Here is a 17,971-nt window from a genome sequence, read left to right as displayed (position 1 = left end):
CTTATATTTGTCAGGTCAAATAAGCCATGAAGCTGGTAAAATGGTTTCTTGCGGCAGGATGGGCATGGTACTGCGTTGTCAGTCCTGTCCGGGGACGGGATGTAGGGGGTGCGGAGAAGATGAATCCGGATGTTCCGGACAATTTGGACCGGCGGCAAATGAAGGATCGGGAAGCCATACAGCGGTTCATGATCGCACTGATGCTGGAGCACATGGTTCTCAAATGGAGCCGGAAAGATGCTGAGCATGACGTTGAGGCCATGAGGCGTGAAATGGCTTCTTTTCCGATCAAAGCCCTGGACAGGTGTCCGGAGGATTTCAAGGAGATATGGAGGGATATTCTGTTTACAAGCATCAGGGAAAAGGTTCCTCTGAAGAAACTGCCCGCGGACGATCTGAAAAAGCTGGAATTTCAGATGAGGGTGTACATGGATAAATACAATCTTCAGCGGTTTGCGTCTTCTCCTGCCTTGTTGAACTTCGTGCTCCTCACCTTGAATCCGCGGAACATTGGTAATCCTGACAAAAAGGACTGGAGCAGGCGTGCGGCCGGTCTTCGGGGGCGCCTTGAAACCGGGAATCCTCCCGTGCCTTCCGTTGAAGAAATGATGGAATGGTCCGGGAATTGGGAGAGGAAACATGGATTCGGCGGAGAGGACCCCTGGGAGGATGACGGGGAAAACGGTTATAATACGCTGCTGTGGTATGTTTTCGGATTATATGGAGATGAAGATGAGGAGCAGGACGATCCTTTCTCCTGATTCCCGTGATCTATCATGATCCCCTGCCGGAATGGAATCTCCATCCGCGGAGCCGTTTTTTTCAGGTTAAGTCTTGCCAGGGCAGGGGGCTTGGGGCCATAATCTGAAAGTTTCACAACCGCACGCACAGCCATGAAAGTAATCGTCATCTACGGCAGCCCGAATGATAAGCCCTTTATGGAACCCGCCCGCGAATATTTCGCACAGGAAGGAGTCCCTTATGAAGAAACGGTTTTGTCCGCCCACCGCGACCTTCCGCAGCTCATCAAATTCCTGGAGGACCTGGAAGCCAGCGGGGAAAAGGCCGTCATCCTGGCCGTGGCCGGCCTGTCCGCCGCCCTTCCCGGAGTGGTCGTCATGAGCTGCTCCCTGCCGGTCATCGGCGTACCGGTTCCCGGAGGCCCCCTGAACGGCATTGACGCCCTGCTGGCGATTGCCCAGTGCCCGGGCGGCGTGCCCTGCACGACGGTAGGCCTGCACAAGAAGACTCCCGTGAACGCCGCCATGGCCGCTCACCGCATTCTGAAGCTGGCGGGGCTGTAAGTATCCACTCTTTCCCCTTCCGGCTGATGACTTCTCCTCCGTCACAGGAAATCGTGTTGGACGAGCAGGAAATTTCCCGCGCGCTGGAGCGGATGGCCCACGGCATCGTGGCCCGCTGCGCCGGGGAACCGCTCGCCATTGTCGGCCTCCTCAGCCAGGGGGACATCATCGCCCGGCGGCTGGTGGACAAGGTCAAGGAACTGGGCGTGGACGCCCAGTACGGCGCCATTGACATCTCCCTGTACCGGGACGACATCTTCAAGCTGGAGGCGCGCCCCTCCCTCCGCTCCTCCAATCTGCCCTTTTCCACGGACGACATGAGGGTGGTACTGGTGGACGACGTGCTGTACACGGGCCGCACCATCCGCGCGGCTCTGAACGCCCTGTTCGACTACGGCCGCCCGGCACGCATTGAACTGGCCTGCCTGATTGACCGCGGCGGCCGGGAAGTCCCCATCCAGCCGGATTACACGGGCCACGTGCTGGACCACGCTGGAGCCAAGGTCGTCGTCAGCATGAAGGAGGCCGACGGCGTGGACCGGGTGGTCATCTCCGGCAAATAGACAGTTTCAACCCATTCCCTGACTTTCATGAATCCCCGCAAGGACCTACTCAACATCTCCTCGTTGACCGACGAGGAAATCCATACGCTGCTGGATTCGGCCGGACCGATGAAAGAGCTCTTCACCAAAAGCGTCAAAAAGGTGCCTGCCCTGAAAGGGAAGTCCGTTTTGACGCTTTTTTATGAACCCAGCACCCGCACCCGCTCCTCCTTTGAGGTGGCGGCGGAACGCCTGTCTGCGGACGTGACCAACTTCACCGTATCTACCTCCTCCGTGGTGAAAGGGGAATCCGTCCAGGACACGATCGCCACGCTCCAGGCCATGAAGGTGGATTACGTCATCGTGCGTCACTACAACAGCGGCCTTCCGAACGTGATCGCCCGCCATACGAACGCCAGCGTGATCAATGCCGGGGACGGGGCGCATGCTCATCCCTCCCAGGCCTTGCTGGACTCCTTCACCATCCGGGAAATGTTTCCGGACGTCCGGGGCAGGCGGGTGCTGATCGTCGGGGATATCCTGCATTCCCGCGTGGCGCGTTCCACCTCCATCCTGATGAAAAGGCTGGGGATGGAAGTGGCCTACCTGGGACCGGGCTCCCTGGTGCCGCGCACGGAATATTCCGGCATTCCCCGCTTTTCCGATTTCAACGAGGCCTTTGCCTGGAAGCCGGACGTCATCTATCTGCTTCGGGTTCAGAAAGAGCGGCAGGACGCCCCCTTCTTCCCCAGCGCGCGCGAGTACAACAAAATATACGGTGTCACGGAGGAGCGGCTGAAACGCATCTCCGATGAAGGGCTGTACATCATGCATCCCGGTCCGGTCAACCGCGGCGTGGAAATCTGCGACCTGGCGATGGACTACGAGCGCTGTCTGATCAACCGCCAGGTGGAAAACGGAATCGCCTGCCGCATGTCCATCCTGTACCATCTCACTCCCCAAACCCAGCATTGATCCTTCATGAAAACTTCCGTACTTATTCGCAATGCCCGAATGGCATCCGGCTCCTGTCCGGCGGATATTCTGGTTTCCGGCGGGGTGATTGCCGGAAAGGCTCCTGCCGGAACTCTTTCCGCAGACTCCGCTGAAACAATCATTGACGCTGCCGGCAAACTGGTTCTTCCCGGCCTGTTTGACATTCACGCCCACCTGTGCCAGCCCGGACGGGAAGACAAGGAACGCATTGCCACGGCAACGGCGGCGGCCCTCCACGGCGGCGTGACCGGACTGATGGCCATGCCGGATACCGCCCCCGTGATGGACAATGCCGCGCAGATCACCACCTTCATGGAAATCTGCCGCACGGACGCTTTGGTGGACGTCATTCCCTCCGGCTGCCTGACCAAGGGGGACGGGGGCGAAGAGCAGGCCTCCTACGACTCCCTGCGGGCGAAAGGCGTGCGTTTTATCACGGACGGCGACCGCGCACCGGACAACATGTTGCTGCTGTACCGCGCCATGCAGTACGCCAGCAACCTGAACCTCACCTTTGCCCTGCGCGGGGACGTCCCGGCCCTGACGGCCAAGGCCGCCATGCATCCCGGCACCACTTCCTACCGCCTGGGGCTGGCGGGCTCCCCGTCCTGCGCGGAGGAAATCGGTCTGGAAACGATCATCCGCCTCTCCGTGGACACGGGCAACTCCCTGCACGTGCAGACCGTCTCCACCGCCGGAAGCGCGGACATTCTGCGCCGCTGCAAGCCGGAAACGGCCGGACTGAGCGCGGAGGTGTCCTTGCATCATCTCCTCTTCACGCATGAAGACGTGGGCTGTTATGATACCAACTACAAAACCGTGCCGCCCCTGCGCGACCGGAAGGACGTGGACGCCCTGATTGAAGCCGTGAATGACGGCACCATCGATTGCATCGTCTCCGACCACACCCCCTGCACGCCGTTCTCCAAGCTTCAGGACTTCGTGGTAGCCCCGCAGGGCATGATTTCCCTGGATACCTTCCTGCCGGCCATCTACCAATATCTGGTGAAGACCGGCAGAATGTCCTGGGAAACGGTTGTCCGCGCTTGCAGCGACGCCCCCCGCAGGCTCATGGGGCTCCCCCCCGTTTCTCTGGAGGAAGGCGTCCCGGCCAATCTGGTGGTATTTGATCCGGAAGGAGAGACGCCCGTCACGGACGAAACGTTGCGCAGTCGCGCCCGCAACACTCCCTTCCTGGGCAAAACGCTCCAGGGAAAAGTGGAAGCCGTAGTCTTCGGAGAGCAAACCTACCTCTTTTAAAGGGAAGCGGAGAGTTTTTGTCGTCTATCAACTATTAACTAAACTGCCCTTGCAGCCTGTTGCCCGCGTCAGCACCTGTTATCCGGAAAAATTCGGCGTTCCGCGTCAGAGCGGGCTGGTGCCCGGTGCCCGTGCACGGCTGGTGTTTGAGCCGCAATTCCGGAATCCTGAATCCGTGCGGGGACTGGACGGATTCTCCCATTTGTGGCTGCTTTGGATATTCAGTGAAAACCTGAGGGGAGGCTGGAGTCCGACGGTTCGGCCTCCCCGCCTGGGCGGTAATGTGCGCATGGGGGTCTTCGCCACGCGCGCCCCGTACCGCCCCAATCCCATAGGGCTGTCTGCCGTCAGGCTGGACAGGGTGGAAATGCACCCCCGGGATGGTCCCGTGCTGCACCTCTCCGGGGTGGACCTGGTAGATGGCACGCCCATTCTGGATATCAAGCCCTATGTGCCGCAGGCGGACTGCATCCCGGAGGCTTCCGGAGGATTCACGTCCTCCCCCTTTCAGCGGCTGGAAGTGGAAATTCCGCCGGAGCTTGCCGCTTCCGTTCCCACGGAGGAACTGGCGGTGCTGAAGGATACGCTCTCCCTTGACCCGCGCCCGCAGTACCAGGACGACCCGGAACGGGTATACGGCCTTTCCTTCTCCGGCTGGGAAATCAAATTCAGGGTGGAAGGCGTTCGGTTGTACGTACTTGCGCTGAGTTGAAAGTGGTAGTTAAAAGTTAATAGTTGATGGATAGCAAAAACTTTCCGCTTCCCCTTTAAAAAAGGTAGGCCGTTCCGATATAGGGGGCGCTCTTTCCGGAGATTTTTCCTTCCGGAACGGGGTTTTGTTTTCCGTCCCGCCTTCTTATGGTATTGGACGCTTTCCGTAATTCCTGACTCCGTGTTCTTTCATGGAATGCCGGGAAGTGGCGCCTGCCGGGCAGAGGACTAGTCGCATATGCATTATAGTTGTCGCCCTTGTGGCGCTCCTTGTGTACATCTTCCTATAGAACCGGCGTGCCACGCTTATTCCTCCGATTGCCGTTCTTGTCGTTCTCATCTCCACCTTATGCCGGTTTCCTGTGCCGGAGTTCACGCCGGACACCATCTCCAGGTTGAGCCTGGAGATGGCACCCTGTGCACAGATTGGCTTGGGGATGCTGGCGAGGTGGGCGGCCAAAATGCCATCCTGATCGTGGAATTTGCCAATCTGGAAATGCAGCGCGACAAAGGCCTGATGGAAGTCCCTCCGGCGATCGCCCTTCTGAGCCTGCGGCCCATTCTGATGGCTTCCCTGGTTTCCATTCCGGGCCGCATTTCGCTGATGATCTTCTCCGGTTACGGAGTGCTGACATGAAACGCCAACGGTACAGTGGTCGTCATCGGCATGGGGGTATAGGTGGGCTTTTTGCTGATCTCGTGTTTTTATGTATTCGTCATGAATCTGTTCCGTATCAACTTCTCCCTGAATGAATTGAAGGAGGATCGGATGAAACGGGAACGCGGGAATACTTGGCTGCGCACAAAAGCGATGTTCCCTAAAGCTGACGGTGAAAAAGGCATTGTGCCCTGTTCCCTCCCGGGAAGAGGAGGAAATAAGGCCTCTTTCCTTCCGGCGGGCAGTCCGGCGGAAGAATTTTTCCTGAATCATCCTGCGGAAGGTGTGAAGGCGTGGATGGGATATGAATCGTGCCGGACTTGCCTTCCCAGGCAGTGGGGAGTAAACTTTTCCACCAAGGCGGGGAAGCTGTTCCTGTCCGGTTGAGAGGAATGAAAGGCGAGCGGCACATAATTGAAGCATTTGAAAAAAACTTCCGTGATTACGGGGAACTGGGTGCATCCGTTTCCGTCTGGAAAGAGGGGCGGGAAATTGTTTCCCTGCACTCCGGATTTGCCGTGGCGGATGAAACGCGTCCGTGGACGGAACGTTCTCTGGTGCCCGTTTACTCCGCTACCAAGGCACCCGCTTCCGCAGCCCTGCTGCTGGCTCTGCATCGGCAAGGAGCATCCCCGGAGATGAGCATGGGGGAACTGTGGCCGGAATTCCCGCTGCCGTATGCTACGATTGCCCAGATGATGTCCCACCAGTGCGGTTTGGCCGCTTTCTCCCGCCAGGCCGATGTATTCGACCATGAAGACTGCGTGCACGCCCTGGAGGAAACCGTTCCCGCGTGGCAGCCTCCCGAACACGGCTACCATCCGCATACCTACGGCGTCATGCTGGACGAACTCATGATCCGCCTGACCGGGGAGCGTCTTTGGGCATACTGGGATGAATACATCCGCCGCCCCTTGAATCTGGACTTCTTCATCAGACTGCCGGAATCAGAATTCAGCCGGGTGGCTGTCCTTTACCCCGGCAAAATGGACATGTCCAACATGGGAACCCCGTTCTATCTGGAATACATGAAAAAAGGTACGCCCGTGAACCGTGCGTTCAACACCCTGATTGGCCTGAACAGCGTGCGCCAGATGAACACTCCCGCAGCGTGGACTTCCGGGATGCCTGCCTTCGGCGGGGTGGCTTCCGCCCGTGGCATGGCTCAATTTTACCAAGCCTGCCTGGGCCTGGATGAACTGGAGGTATTCCCGGAAACCGTGCGTGGCTGGATGAAAGAAATGGTGGTTGACGGGCCGGACCTGACCCTGAAAACGCCTACCGCCTTTTCCTGCGGATTCATGCACGACCCCGTGGACCTTTCCACGGGCCGCAAGCTGCGCCATCTATTCGGTTTCGGGGGCTTCGGCCATGCGGGGGCGGGCGGCTCCCATGCCTATGCCGACCCGGAATACGATCTGTCCTTCGGCTACGCCATGAACCGTATGGACTTGAACGTGCTCCCCGGAGTGAAAACCCGGAACCTCATCAATGCGGCAATGAAGGAAATCCATGAAGATGGGGGCGGTTTTGACACCTGATTTTTCAGGCAGGAAGAAGGCTCTTCTTTCTACTTTGCGGTTGCCCTGCTATCTGCCTTGTTGAGTTTCTGTCTGGCCTCTTCATGGCCCTGTTCGGCAGCTTTGAGGTACCATGTCAACGCTTCCTTCCGGTCTGGTTCGATTCCATGGCCTCCTTGATCATAGATCAATCCCAAAGAGTATTGGGCGTCCGCATCTCCCTGCCGGGGCTGCCTGGAGGAACCATTTGGCCGCCTCCCGATAATCTTTTTGGACGGAATCTCCATTAAAATACAGTGCTCCTAAATTTTTTTGAGCATCAATCTCATTTAGCAAAGCGCTTTTGATCCACCATTCCCGTGCTTTTTCAAAATCCTGTTGGAGGTTGTTTCCTCCCAGGACATATAAATTGCCTAAATTGAGCAAGTTGGATGTATCTCCCTGTTCAGCCCGGATAGTCAGGTATTTGGCTGCTTTCCCGTAATCCTTCTCAAGTCCGGGGCTGCCAAGCATGTACAATTGTCCCAAAAGATCAAGGGATTCCCGGTCTCCTTCGTCTGCCAGCGGCTGTATCCATTTGACCGCTTCTCCATAATTTTTTCGAGCCCCGGTCCTCCCGTCATATACAGATACCGCAAAAAGGGAATTGCTTTTTTATTTCCATGCCTGGCGCTGAGTTGAAACCATTTTTCCGCTTCCTTCCAGTTCTTTTCCAATCCCGGCGTTCCATTCATGTACAATTCTCCCAGGATGCACATGGAATCCTGATTTTTCTGTTCAGCACTGAGTAGTAACCATTTAAGAACCTTCTTTTCATCTTTTTCCATGCCCGGCCCCTCCGTTAGGTATAGCTGTCCCAGAAGGAACAAAGCTTCCTGTTGGCCTTGCTGCGCACGTGACTGGAACCATTTGGCCGCTTCCTTGTAATTTTTTCTACGCCCAGTCCCTGCATGTAAAGGCGCGCGAGATTATACTGGGCAAGGGGATGGTTCTGCATGGCGCTTGCTTTCCAATGTTTGAACGCTGCGTGCTCATTGCGTTCCACGCCTTCCCCTTGGATGTAGAGAAGCCCCAATTCGTTTTGAGCTCCGGCATGGTGTTGGGCAGCGCTTTTCCGCAGCCAGCGAACGGCCTGCTCTGCGTCTTTTTTGACGCCACTGCCGGATTCATATGCTTTGCCGAGTAAATACTGGGCTTCCGGAGAATCCAGATTCGCAGCTTCAAGGATAAAGCGGTATCCTTCCTTTTTATCCAGAGGAGCTCCCTCAATGCCGTGAATATAGAGTTGCCCCAGCCTTAACAGTGCGTCCCTGTCTCCCGGCTGCATCTGCTGCTTCAATTGGCTGGCATCAGTTCGCAATTGCTGTATTTGCGCGTATTTTTTTGCAGCTTGAACATTTCCCATTTTGGCTGCGTGGCTGAAGCATTGTTCGGCTTTCTCCATGCTTGCCAGAGGATTATCTTTTTTGCACAATAAAAGATAGAAGTTACCCATCTCCGTGTAGTATTCAGGATCCTTTGATTCCTTGGCTGCCTGCTCCAGATATTTCAAAGCAAGAGGGACATTCCTTTCCACTCCTTCTCCGTTGATATAAGCCAGAGATAAGAATTTCAGGGCGTCTGCATGGCCTTACCGGGAAGATTGGCGGGCCAGTTCAAGAGCCTTTTCCATATCTTTTTTGATTCCCAATTTTCCATGATAGGTAAAATAGGCCAGGTTGTACTGACAATCTGCATCTCCTAACAAAGCTCCTTTTTCCAGGGCCTCGATGGCTTTTTGCATGTCCTTTTGGCAACCGAATCCTTGATAATAGCAAGTAAAAAGAGTGAAATAAGCATGAGGGTCATTTTGTTGAGCCGATTTTTCAGCCCAGAAGAACGCTTTATCATAATCCTTGGGGATGCCATTTCCTCTCCCATAGCAGGTGGCTAGAGAAGATTGGGCAGACGGGTCTCCTTGTGCTGCCTTTATTTCCAATTGTCGGATATGTTCTGGGGAATAGGCAGGCTTTTCCGATTGAGCCTTCTTGGGCGGGATTTCTTGGACTTTTACGTGTACAGGCTGTGCGGCCAGAGGAAATTGGCTCATACAAAATGAGATTGCCAATAAGATCATGGTAGATGCTTTCATACAGTGATATTCTGGAAATTAAAAATCAATACGTACTCCTGCAGAAAATACCCCGTCGGAGTCTTTTTCTGTTATTTTTTCTTCTCCCTTCAAGTAAAAAGATACGTTGTCATACGGTTTATACTCTACGCCTCCTTCAATTTTTATGAAGGCAGGCGGTACTTTTGGTACGATATCCTGATTTACGCTTAATAAGGCATGGTAACGTATTTTACCGTCTTGGCTAGAACCAGATGATTTAAGTGAAGCTAAACAGGCAGCTTTGAGAGGATTGGGTGAAAGATCCTGTAATGTAACAGACGCGTCAAAGCTTAAACTTTGAGCGATCTTGGTTGTATAATTCAAGCCTACAGATGGAACATACCGCTCCTGGCTGAAGCCATCTTCCCAGTTGCCGCTGAACGTCCCATTTAGAGTCAGTCCCTTCAGTATTTCCCCCGACTTTATATGAAGTGAGCCCTTGCATTTATCATCTTCCTGCTGTTTCCAATTCACCCGATGCAAAAAGGGTGAAAAAAGGTACTTTCAATATCGTCAGTTTTGAAAAATCGACACTGAACGTAGGAATATCATCTCCTGGTGTTAATGTAACTCCTAACCGGGAAGCCCGCAGGATGACAGTAAGGGCGTTCCAAATCCAAATATTTTGGAATGCTCTTGTTGTCTATATGATATTTCCGGTCTGAAACCGGCTTCCTACTGAAAATTGAAGATATGAATTGTTTTTTTTACCGCTTTCCCATATGGCTATTTTACTTTTATCATTTGAAAAGCAAAATGTTAATCGATGGGATCCTGATAAAATATGTCTCCCTGTCACCTTTTTGTCTTTTGTATTGATGAAGGCGACTGCCGTTTTAAAGTTCCAAGGTGCGACAAACCTTCCTGCATAAATGAATGTAACCGCCAGCAGAGTTCCATCATCGGACAGAGAGGGGGTGGATATCGCCCAGCGTTTTTTTTCCAATCCAAGGGAATCGGGAGTTATATCCATTACTTTTTTTTCTCCCTGATAAAAGGAAAAAAAGGCAGTGGAGGGGTAGGAAATGCAAGCCCGGGTCATATCAGACGACAATATGCTATTAAAAGAACTTTCTCTCTCAGAATTTTTAAATAACGGAGTAGACTGTCCAAAAAATGCTATACATCCCGAATCAACAGAACTTACAAGCGATGGCTGTCCATGAGGTGAAAGCTTGTATCCCCCTTGGATAATAATATTGATAGATTTTTTTTGTAATAAAAAATCATATCTTTTCATTAATTCTTTATACCTTGCAACGCATAATTTAAGCGATTGGAAGCTGTCAGGTATTATTGATAAAGAATAAAGCAAAGGAATGTACTTTCGGGCTGTGCCATTGAGTGTGATATGAGCTGAAGTGTCTGAAACAGCTTTTGCAGATATTTCATGGTATGCTTTTCCCCATGGCGAGTTTCCTGCTAATATCACGCGTTGTACTAGTTTGGCATTCTTGAAGCCTAAATCATGGATTTCCGCATATTCGTCATTCCATGCAGCAAAATATTTTCCGTCATTTGAAAATGACATGGTAGGATGTGCTCCGTGATCATTGATACAGTCGTCTGGAAATTCAGAGATATCCACTTTTGATATCATTTGGTCCTCAGAGAATATATGTTGATTCCCGAATGCGGCGCAGGTAATAATAAAGGTTGAGCCGAAGAGCATTTTATATAAAGGCATATTTATAGTATTCATTGACAATTTCCACCATGTTTATTGATTTCTTTTCGATAAAAGTGACATTTGCATTTTTTAAACCAAGATTTTAAAAATAGATCAGAATGCGTTTTCGTATATTCCTTTGCTTGTTGTCTTCGAATATCCACATCATCAGCTCTATCTCCTGGTTCTACTCTTGAAAATGGATTAATGATTCTCCAGAATCCTCCGTGTCCCCCCTTGAATCCCATAGAACCGAAGGAGACAGGAAACATTTGAGGATCATCTGGAGATCCTTGAATTTTTCCTACAACAGATTTTTTATTTTCATCTAATTCTACTTTATGTGCATAATAATCCTGCCACATATGGTTTAAATGTCCAAGAATTTCTAAGGCTTCTTTACACTCATCAGAAGATACTTTTTCCTTGGAAATTTTTTTGTCGAATTTCTTGGATTCTGCAAGAAGCATTGCGATATAATTATCTCTAGCTTCTTGATGTGTTTCTTTAGAGTCCAATCCTGTACAGTAATGATAAGCTTGGGTTTTTCCCATTTCTCCAGAATCCGTATCGACATTTGCTTCAACAATGACCTCCAATAATTTTTCTTTGATCGTGAGTGAAATTTCTTTTTCTTTGACAGTAAGGATAAATTTATATGTAGAAAGAGGGCGTCTTGTCAATCTCCTGTGCCGCCTAGAAAGCCATAACCCTTGATAATCATTGTAAACATAAGGAGAGTTGGAAACAAAACCATATAAATTTTCCCCTCCGTTTTCAGCAATGGGATCACGGCTGATCCACCTGCCGTCCAGGGGATTGAGATGACGGTAATTGTAATAGACAAGTCCCAGTTCATCGTCCATGAACTCGCAGGAAAATCTGAACCTGTTGTCTTGAGCCATGTCTCCCTGTGCCGTGATGAGGGCACCAAAGGGGGCATACTCATAGCGGGCCCTTCGTGTCTGCCGTTCATCAAAAATGGAGGTGACATTCTTCAATGCGTCATGGGTGAAGAAGAGATGCTCTCCATCTGCCATTCCGTTTTCCTTCCAGCATGTCATCATCAGAATGCGCGTGGCTGCCGCTTCTGCCGGATTCCACAGATAGCTTTTTTCCAGCACGGGCATGGGATGCATCATGTTTAGCTCGGCAACTTGCAGATAACCTCAATACAGATAATGAGCATGGCTCGTAATGGCTCCGCTGACAGCAACTTTTTTCTCAAAGCGACGTCCTTGATAGTCGTAGCCGCAGGTGACGGTGATCCGGCCATCTTCACTGGTGAAGGAGACGGGACGGTTGTTGGCATCATAGGAAACTTCCCAAATGCCCATTGAGGTCTTAATCGTGGTCTGGTTGCCGTCTGGGTCGAAGGAGGGTGTGAACAGTTCTGTCTCCCCAGTCACGTCCGTGTACTGGTTGAGTTGGTTGGCCTCATAGGATACCTCTTCTTCCAGCTGCCGGGCGGACTTGCGGTTGCCGATATTGTCGTACTGATAACTGAAGCTTCCATCCTGACCGATCCGGTCTTCTACCAGTTCACTGCGGCTGTTGTAGGTGAAGTCCCTGGGGGTCACCGGTGTGGCGGCTTCCCAGGAATCCCTCCGTTGAACGGGACGCATCAGGCTGTCATACTCATACTGGTGAGCGGCAACTGTTTGCCCATTCTGGGTCTTCTCATAACCGATGGAGGCCAGGGGGTTGAGCTTGGGATGGTAGGTATTTTTGCGAACCATGCCGTTGGGATAGGACAATTGGTTGAGGAAGCCACTGGTTTCGTCATACTCCCAGGTAAAGGGAGATACCGAACCTTCCAGATTCATCCCGATCATGGCACCTTGACGGCCATAGTCAAGATGGGAGTGCTGCACGGTTCGAGTGCCGATCATCAGACGGTAGCCGGCGGGACGGCCAAAGAGGTCGAAGTCCTCTTGAAGCGAGCTTTCCACCATGCTGAAGGAAGTGTCCTGAATCATTTTGCCGTAAGTGTCATAGGAAAGTTCTCTGGTTCCTGAGGCATCGCAAACAGAGATCATCTGCCCGAGGTGGTTGTAGGCATAGAACCAGGGCTGGGTATCATCACTATGGGAAACGGAGACTAATTCTCCGGTGGTCGGAGCATACTGATAAGTTGTCACAATACCCCTGGCCCTGGTGAGTGTTTCCAGGCGGTTGAGCTTGTCATAGGTTTTAACGGTACAGGAGCCGTCGGCATAGGTCTTCTTGAGTTCAAGCCCCGTAGCCGCATCGTAGAGCCATGTGGTGGTGTCTCCGTCGGTGCGACCGGAAGGATCGACCGTGATGTCCCCTTCGTTCGCTCGGAAAGTAGTCAGAGCAATTATTCGATCAGCTTCGTCGTAGGAGAAACAGGCCGGCTGGATGGCGGTACCGTACTCGGCTGCCTTTCTTCCTCGAATGTCGTAGGAATAGCAGATGGTTCCTCCCATGGCATCAGTAACGCAAGAAGGGGAATCACAGTAGGTACTGTAGGCAATGGAGGTCATGTTGCCTTCGGCATCCATTGTCTTAACAGTACGCCCGGCTAGGTCGGACTCTGTTGTAGTAACATTGCCACGGCCGTCCGTCTGCTTCAGAATCATGCCTGTAGAGGTATAAGAGCGTTCCTGTGAGGAATGAATGCCTGCATGGTCAGTCTGGCTGACGGTAAACCCGTCGATAACGAGAACTTCAGCCACAATATCCGAAGTTGGAACACGGCTGAACCGGGTGCGCCTAGCAGGAGTAGTGTATTCCGTCCACTGAACGCTTTGCTGCCCATAGACGTCAATGGAAAGTATTTTACCTTCTGGCACAGGGTTCAGTTGTGAGATCAGGGATTCTCTAATCTGTGTGAGGGGTAGTCCTTCGGCATTATAGGTTGTGGAGGTTTGTATCTTGTAAATGCCGTCTTCCCGAGTTTGGTAGCACGAGGAGCTTTCCGCAATTCTATTTTTTGTAGCGTCATCCGGATGGAGTTCATCCAAAAGAACGGTTTGCCTTAGGATATTGCTGAATTCATCGTAAACAGTTACTATGGGAGCCATGTTTTCATTCTGGAAATGCACAAGCTGGCCTTTTCCATTGTAGAAGTTTCTGGTCATGATAAATTTCCCTTGGGTATTGGGCTGTTCCTGGCGGATAATTTGACCGAATCCATTTTGAAGAGTTCGGGAGAGGACAATTCCATGGGACAGGGTGGTGGTGAGGATGCCTTCTTTCGTCAACTCAAGCTGGGTTTCCATTTCCCGCTGCCCTGTTCCTCCTGCCCAAAGGATAGTGCCATCATAGTACCTTTTTGTCACCAGAGTGGCGCCGGAAGGCAGTACTTCCGTTATGGCAAGCTGATTCTGACTGTACTCGGTCCGGGTGATGCGCCCAAGAACGTCCGTTGTGGAAATGGTTCTTCCCAAGTCGTCGTACTCCGTGCTTTCAACTGTCGTCATGGCGCTGACATCACGCCGTGTAGAAAGAATGCGCCCCGTGGCATCCCGCATGTAAGAGGTAATCGTTTCAGGCGTGGTTTCCGTACCTGAACGTATGGTTTCCACCAGCTGCCTGGCAGAGTTGTAGCCATAGGTGGTCACGATACCATCTTCGTCGGTTTCCTTTAACGGGCCACAGCACATCCATTCCGTTGTGCTGGTCCTGCCGTTGCCCCTGGTGGTCTTGATCAATTTGAGTTCGGCATCGTATTCGTAGTCTTCAGAAGAAATTAGAGACCAGTCTTCACCTGTGTGGACGTACTGCTCTTTTCTCGTGGTCGTGCCATTTTCAGCGATGTATTGCACGGTTCTGGTACTTTGACCGGGAACAATGCTTCCGTTTGCCTGAACAGTTTCCGTCACCTTGTGAACACCCCCATGGTCTGTGGTGGCTTCATAGAAATAAATCGTTTGCACTCCATCAATGCCCTGATTCATCTTCTTCCTGCCTCGGGCATAGGGATACTCCGCCATTTCCCCGTAGGTCTCCGAGATGCTTGTGCAAACCTGGTCGGAACCTAGGGCGGTTTCCGTCACCTCCGTTCGGCTGACTTGCGGAGTATCCACATACGCATATGTTTTTGTTCTCAAAATAGTTTCCGTGCCGTCCGGAGTGATAATCACTTCTTTTTCCATTGTCGGCCTGAAATCATTGAAGCAAAGGTCGGCGTATTCAGTACGCATCCCTTTCTCCCCTCCTCCTGCCCACGGCGTTGCTTGCAAAACTACCCGGCCCTGGTCGTCATACTCGTAGCGCGTGTAGCCTCCGTCGGGCTTGATTTCCAAAGACATGCGGAACTGGTCGTTGTACGTGTAGAGGGTGGTCTGCTCATTGGAAGTATTGTAGCCTTCCGTGCTGCTGATGGTCAGCCAGCCGCCGTCGGTATACTTCTTCACCGTGCGCCTGCTGCGGGAAGGCCGGGAATCATTGATGCCCCTGACCGTTTCAATCCGCTCCCACTTGGCGCCGGGCAGGGCGTTGCGTTCAATCGTGCGCACGATGCGTTCATCTCCTTCTCCCTTGATGATGCTTATTTTGTTTCCTTCCTCGCGGCGTTCGATAACCCGCGGTTCCTGCCCGGCCCGTTGATTGGTGATGTAAGTTACTTTTACGCCATCCTCCATGGAAGTTCTATAAACGGCCGTCTTGTAGGGCTCTCCGGTAACCACAAATTCCCCATCATGGGATGCAGAGACATTCCCGGGAGCGTACCACTCCAGGGCAAGGCTGTTGTTTCCGGGAATGCTGCGCATCAGCCCCTGAGCCCGGGAATAGACGCTGTTGAGAGAGCCGTCCGGGTTGTAGGCCACTTGGACCTTGCGGGCATACTCCTCGGCGGTCATGACGTGTCCCGAAGAACTGGTGACCGACACGACCTCTCCGGTAGAGGAAGAGAAGCGCAGGATCATGCCGGAAGGAAGCGTCATATCCATGTAGGCTGGGGTATCCTGGGTATTGGGAGTGAGATCTTCGTTGAGCAGCCGTATCCGATAGCTCAGTTTCCTGGAGCTGCCGACGGGAGAAGCGTCGGAGCTTCCCGTTTCCGCCTTGAAATAAATGTGACTGCCTGAGGGGCGCCTGACGGTGACTCGTCTTTCCTCTTGAGAGAAGGAGGCGCTCCATGCCATGGGGTGGTTGTAGCGCATGGAAGGCCCGCTGTTGGAGCTGGGGGTAAGGGGAGTGGAAGAACGGGCCATCCTCATGAATCTGGCAGGAGGAGGAGGCGGAGGGCCTCCTGCAGAGGGGGGATTGACACAGGCATTTCCCTGGCAGTCCTGTTCATCGTCGGGGTCGCCCGGAGTGGGCTGTTGCTGGACGCAGTTTTCATCGCCTTCTTCGTCGCACGCATCGCATGGGCATGGGCATGGACATGGTTCTTCCTCAGTGAGCGGTCCGCTGGAGGAAGAAGACAAAGAACTGGAGCTGGAACTGGAACTGGAACTGGAACTGCTTGACTTGGGATCAAACCCAAAATCATCCCCACCCCCTTCCGAAGAGCTGCTGGAGGTGGTCTCCTCTTCCTCGTCCCGATAAAGATTGACCAAGATGATGACTTCCTCCCCTTCCTTGTCCGGAGGAGCCACACTGGGATTGAGGTAGGAATTGATGTCAGGCTGAAGCGTGGGTATAAGTCTGCCACGGCGATGCCTACGTTGGCCACGGCTGTGTGCAGATCCGCTTCCGCCGCGATGACGTCGGGCCTGCGGCGCAGCAGTTCCGAAGGCAGACCCACCGGAACCACAGGCGTTTTCTCAAACACGGCCGCCTTCGGCATAGTCAGTTCCATGCGTGAGTTGTAAGTGCCGAGCAAGACGGAAAGCTGGTTTTTTGCAGAGGCCACCTGGGCAATCAGGGCGGGGATGTGGCTTTCCGTGGCGGCGACGCTGGAGGTAGCCTGTTCCACGTCCAGTTGGGGAGCAAATCCGGCTGTGTGGCGCTTTTCCGCAATGGTGAGGGTGCGGCGCTGGATTTCCAATTGTTCCCGGGCGATGCGGAGCTGTTCGCAGGCGGTGATCCAGTTGAAATAGGCCGTGGCCACGTCCGCCAGCAGGGAGGTGTGTCAACTACTGCTATCTGCACTTGGATTCCTGTTATTCCGTTTCCAGTTCAATATCCAGTTTTGATAATTTGGAAAACAATTCCAGATTCAACTCAAGAATGACTTTTTTATTTTTTTTGTTACTTACAACTAATTTATTGTCAATAATTTTCCATTCGTATACAAGATTCTCGATCCTTGGTAAACGCAGTATTTCCACAAGAGAGAATTCTTGATCCCCCTTTTTTTTGAATCCAAAAATACAAGAATGGAAATATCTTCCGTGCGTACTTTTTTCTATATTTGACATGCACCAGAGATTGGTGCCGCGGACTTGTGAAATTACAGGGTTGGGTGTCCATATTTCCGGCTGTGGATCTGATGCCCCGGCAGGGCTGATCCAGCATAAAACATATAACATTATTTTCAGTTTTCCGTACATATTGCTCTATATCCTATTCTGCTAATTCTGTTGCTCCTGAACCTTGAGGTCCTTCTTCTTTTACCCTGAATCTGAAAAAACGGAATAGGTTAATGTACATGGGGATCTGCATACTGGCTCACCAAACTATTTTCTTAAATTTTTATCATGCGTTGGATAGTATTTTCCCAATGCCCATCAACCTTAGTTTGTAAAGAGTGATGTATAATTTATTTAACGAGAGTTTTTCCAAACTGACAGTTCATATAACAGTAACTGCGGACATAAGTCTCTCCTGCTTCTGCAGGCTGTCGTTTTTATTAATCACATGATTATATAAATAATAACTAATTGATAAATTTAATTTTAGTCACAATAGCCTCCTTGACATCACTGTTCTTCCATTTACGCTGAGAGGAAAAAAGAGATTTTTCATATTTTAACGATATTTCAATTTTTTGATATCCGGGAATTGTCTTTTCGATATTAAAACGTAGTTTTTTCAATTTTCCTGGTGGTTCATCAATAAACTGGGCATCACGTAAATCAAGTCCTAGGCCGGCTAACGTCTCTTTCACGCTCTGTCCTGTAGGAAAATACCCATGCATACAGATCTTGGAACTATTTTCACTGATTATATTTAAAGAACTCTGTTTGCAACTAGAAAAAAGAGCAACCGATAAAAAAAGGATTGATAACCTACTCATAAACAA

Annotated in this window: 17 protein-coding genes; 8 read left to right on the top strand and 9 right to left on the bottom strand. The window is 51.7% G+C overall.

All coding sequences use genetic code 11. From position 1 onward, the window contains the following. The first annotated feature begins 26 nt into the window (after positions 1 to 26). The 8 genes from V3C19_RS08570 to V3C19_RS08535 all read left to right on the top strand — a co-directional run bounded on the left by V3C19_RS08570 (position 27) and on the right by V3C19_RS08535 (position 7,012). Entirely contained in the window at positions 27 to 761 is a 735-nt protein-coding gene (locus V3C19_RS08570) for a hypothetical protein (RefSeq protein ID WP_295932411.1), read from the top strand. 132 nt (positions 762 to 893) lie between these two features. After that, a complete protein-coding gene (locus V3C19_RS08565) occupies positions 894 to 1,304 on the top strand; it encodes an AIR carboxylase family protein (protein ID WP_067573659.1) in 411 nt (136 codons plus the stop codon). 26 nt (positions 1,305 to 1,330) lie between these two features. Beyond that, positions 1,331 to 1,867, top strand: a complete 537-nt coding sequence (pyrR, locus tag V3C19_RS08560; RefSeq protein WP_130084515.1) for a bifunctional pyr operon transcriptional regulator/uracil phosphoribosyltransferase PyrR — start codon at positions 1,331 to 1,333, stop codon at positions 1,865 to 1,867. Between the two features lie 27 nt (positions 1,868 to 1,894). Then, on the top strand, positions 1,895 to 2,821 hold the full coding sequence (locus V3C19_RS08555; RefSeq protein ID WP_295932413.1) for an aspartate carbamoyltransferase catalytic subunit: 927 nt from the start codon (positions 1,895 to 1,897) through the stop codon (positions 2,819 to 2,821). Between the two features lie 6 nt (positions 2,822 to 2,827). Further along, complete coding sequence (locus tag V3C19_RS08550; protein ID WP_295932417.1) at positions 2,828 to 4,102, top strand: dihydroorotase; 1,275 nt, start codon at positions 2,828 to 2,830, stop codon at positions 4,100 to 4,102. Positions 4,103 to 4,151: 49 nt separating this feature from the next. After that, positions 4,152 to 4,814 (top strand): tRNA (N6-threonylcarbamoyladenosine(37)-N6)-methyltransferase TrmO, encoded by a 663-nt coding sequence (gene tsaA, locus V3C19_RS08545; RefSeq protein WP_295932420.1) that lies wholly within the window; start codon positions 4,152 to 4,154, stop codon positions 4,812 to 4,814. 348 nt (positions 4,815 to 5,162) lie between these two features. Beyond that, positions 5,163 to 5,450 carry an efflux RND transporter permease subunit gene (locus V3C19_RS08540; RefSeq protein ID WP_295932425.1) on the top strand — a complete coding sequence of 96 codons (288 nt, stop codon included), beginning with the start codon at positions 5,163 to 5,165 and terminating at the stop codon, positions 5,448 to 5,450. A 413-nt stretch (positions 5,451 to 5,863) separates the two neighbouring features. After that, positions 5,864 to 7,012 carry a serine hydrolase domain-containing protein gene (locus V3C19_RS08535; RefSeq protein ID WP_295932430.1) on the top strand — a complete coding sequence of 383 codons (1,149 nt, stop codon included), beginning with the start codon at positions 5,864 to 5,866 and terminating at the stop codon, positions 7,010 to 7,012. Positions 7,013 to 7,171: 159 nt separating this feature from the next. Here the strand turns inward: V3C19_RS08535 and V3C19_RS08530 are convergent, their stop codons facing one another. The 9 genes from V3C19_RS08530 to V3C19_RS08490 all read right to left on the bottom strand — a co-directional run bounded on the left by V3C19_RS08530 (position 7,172) and on the right by V3C19_RS08490 (position 17,965). Then, on the bottom strand, positions 7,172 to 7,504 hold the full coding sequence (locus V3C19_RS08530; protein ID WP_330937074.1) for a tetratricopeptide repeat protein: 333 nt from the start codon (positions 7,502 to 7,504) through the stop codon (positions 7,172 to 7,174). Positions 7,505 to 7,832: 328 nt separating this feature from the next. Further along, positions 7,833 to 8,567, bottom strand: coding sequence for a tetratricopeptide repeat protein (locus V3C19_RS08525; protein ID WP_330937073.1), 735 nt, complete (start codon positions 8,565 to 8,567; stop codon positions 7,833 to 7,835). 54 nt (positions 8,568 to 8,621) lie between these two features. Further along, the gene (locus V3C19_RS08520) at positions 8,622 to 9,122 is read right to left on the bottom strand and encodes a tetratricopeptide repeat protein (protein WP_295932437.1); all 501 of its coding nucleotides are present in this window, start codon (positions 9,120 to 9,122) and stop codon (positions 8,622 to 8,624) included. A gap of 18 nt (positions 9,123 to 9,140) precedes the next feature. After that, positions 9,141 to 9,617: a hypothetical protein gene (locus tag V3C19_RS08515; RefSeq protein ID WP_130084506.1), complete on the bottom strand. Its 477-nt coding sequence runs from the start codon at positions 9,615 to 9,617 to the stop codon at positions 9,141 to 9,143. 169 nt (positions 9,618 to 9,786) lie between these two features. After that, positions 9,787 to 10,845, bottom strand: coding sequence for a hypothetical protein (locus V3C19_RS08510; RefSeq protein ID WP_302389322.1), 1,059 nt, complete (start codon positions 10,843 to 10,845; stop codon positions 9,787 to 9,789). Beyond that, complete coding sequence (locus V3C19_RS08505) at positions 10,842 to 11,954, bottom strand: RHS repeat-associated core domain-containing protein (protein WP_330937072.1); 1,113 nt, start codon at positions 11,952 to 11,954, stop codon at positions 10,842 to 10,844. The genes V3C19_RS08510 and V3C19_RS08505 overlap by 4 nt, the downstream gene beginning before the upstream one ends. Before the next feature lie 27 nt (positions 11,955 to 11,981). Beyond that, the gene (locus V3C19_RS08500) at positions 11,982 to 16,382 is read right to left on the bottom strand and encodes a hypothetical protein (protein ID WP_330937071.1); all 4,401 of its coding nucleotides are present in this window, start codon (positions 16,380 to 16,382) and stop codon (positions 11,982 to 11,984) included. Between the two features lie 507 nt (positions 16,383 to 16,889). Beyond that, positions 16,890 to 17,279 (bottom strand): hypothetical protein, encoded by a 390-nt coding sequence (locus V3C19_RS08495; RefSeq protein ID WP_302389318.1) that lies wholly within the window; start codon positions 17,277 to 17,279, stop codon positions 16,890 to 16,892. Positions 17,280 to 17,605: 326 nt separating this feature from the next. Further along, positions 17,606 to 17,965, bottom strand: coding sequence for a hypothetical protein (locus V3C19_RS08490; protein ID WP_130084925.1), 360 nt, complete (start codon positions 17,963 to 17,965; stop codon positions 17,606 to 17,608). Between the last annotated feature and the right edge of the window lie 6 nt (positions 17,966 to 17,971).

It is taken from the genome of Akkermansia sp. AE01SA01 (assembly GCF_036417395.1).
In the GTDB taxonomy this organism is placed as follows: Bacteria; Verrucomicrobiota; Verrucomicrobiia; order Verrucomicrobiales; family Akkermansiaceae; genus Akkermansia.
This window is presented reverse-complemented; position numbering and strand designations above follow the sequence as displayed.

What these genes read in the sequence shown, in the direction of transcription:
- V3C19_RS08565 (WP_067573659.1), top strand. Translation starts at nt 894, where the DNA reads ATGAAAGTAATCGTCATCTACGGCAGCCCGAATGATAAGCCCTTTATG.
- V3C19_RS08520 (WP_295932437.1), bottom strand. Translation starts at nt 9,122, where the DNA reads ATGAAAGCATCTACCATGATCTTATTGGCAATCTCATTTTGTATGAGC.
- V3C19_RS08530 (WP_330937074.1), bottom strand. Translation starts at nt 7,504, where the DNA reads ATGCTTGGCAGCCCCGGACTTGAGAAGGATTACGGGAAAGCAGCCAAA.
- V3C19_RS08540 (WP_295932425.1), top strand. Translation starts at nt 5,163, where the DNA reads ATGCCGGTTTCCTGTGCCGGAGTTCACGCCGGACACCATCTCCAGGTT.
- V3C19_RS08490 (WP_130084925.1), bottom strand. Translation starts at nt 17,965, where the DNA reads ATGAGTAGGTTATCAATCCTTTTTTTATCGGTTGCTCTTTTTTCTAGT.
- V3C19_RS08550 (WP_295932417.1), top strand. Translation starts at nt 2,828, where the DNA reads ATGAAAACTTCCGTACTTATTCGCAATGCCCGAATGGCATCCGGCTCC.
- V3C19_RS08570 (WP_295932411.1), top strand. Translation starts at nt 27, where the DNA reads ATGAAGCTGGTAAAATGGTTTCTTGCGGCAGGATGGGCATGGTACTGC.
- V3C19_RS08510 (WP_302389322.1), bottom strand. Translation starts at nt 10,845, where the DNA reads ATGAATACTATAAATATGCCTTTATATAAAATGCTCTTCGGCTCAACC.
- V3C19_RS08505 (WP_330937072.1), bottom strand. Translation starts at nt 11,954, where the DNA reads ATGATGCATCCCATGCCCGTGCTGGAAAAAAGCTATCTGTGGAATCCG.
- V3C19_RS08555 (WP_295932413.1), top strand. Translation starts at nt 1,895, where the DNA reads ATGAATCCCCGCAAGGACCTACTCAACATCTCCTCGTTGACCGACGAG.
- V3C19_RS08495 (WP_302389318.1), bottom strand. Translation starts at nt 17,279, where the DNA reads ATGTACGGAAAACTGAAAATAATGTTATATGTTTTATGCTGGATCAGC.
- pyrR (WP_130084515.1), top strand. Translation starts at nt 1,331, where the DNA reads ATGACTTCTCCTCCGTCACAGGAAATCGTGTTGGACGAGCAGGAAATT.
- V3C19_RS08535 (WP_295932430.1), top strand. Translation starts at nt 5,864, where the DNA reads ATGAAAGGCGAGCGGCACATAATTGAAGCATTTGAAAAAAACTTCCGT.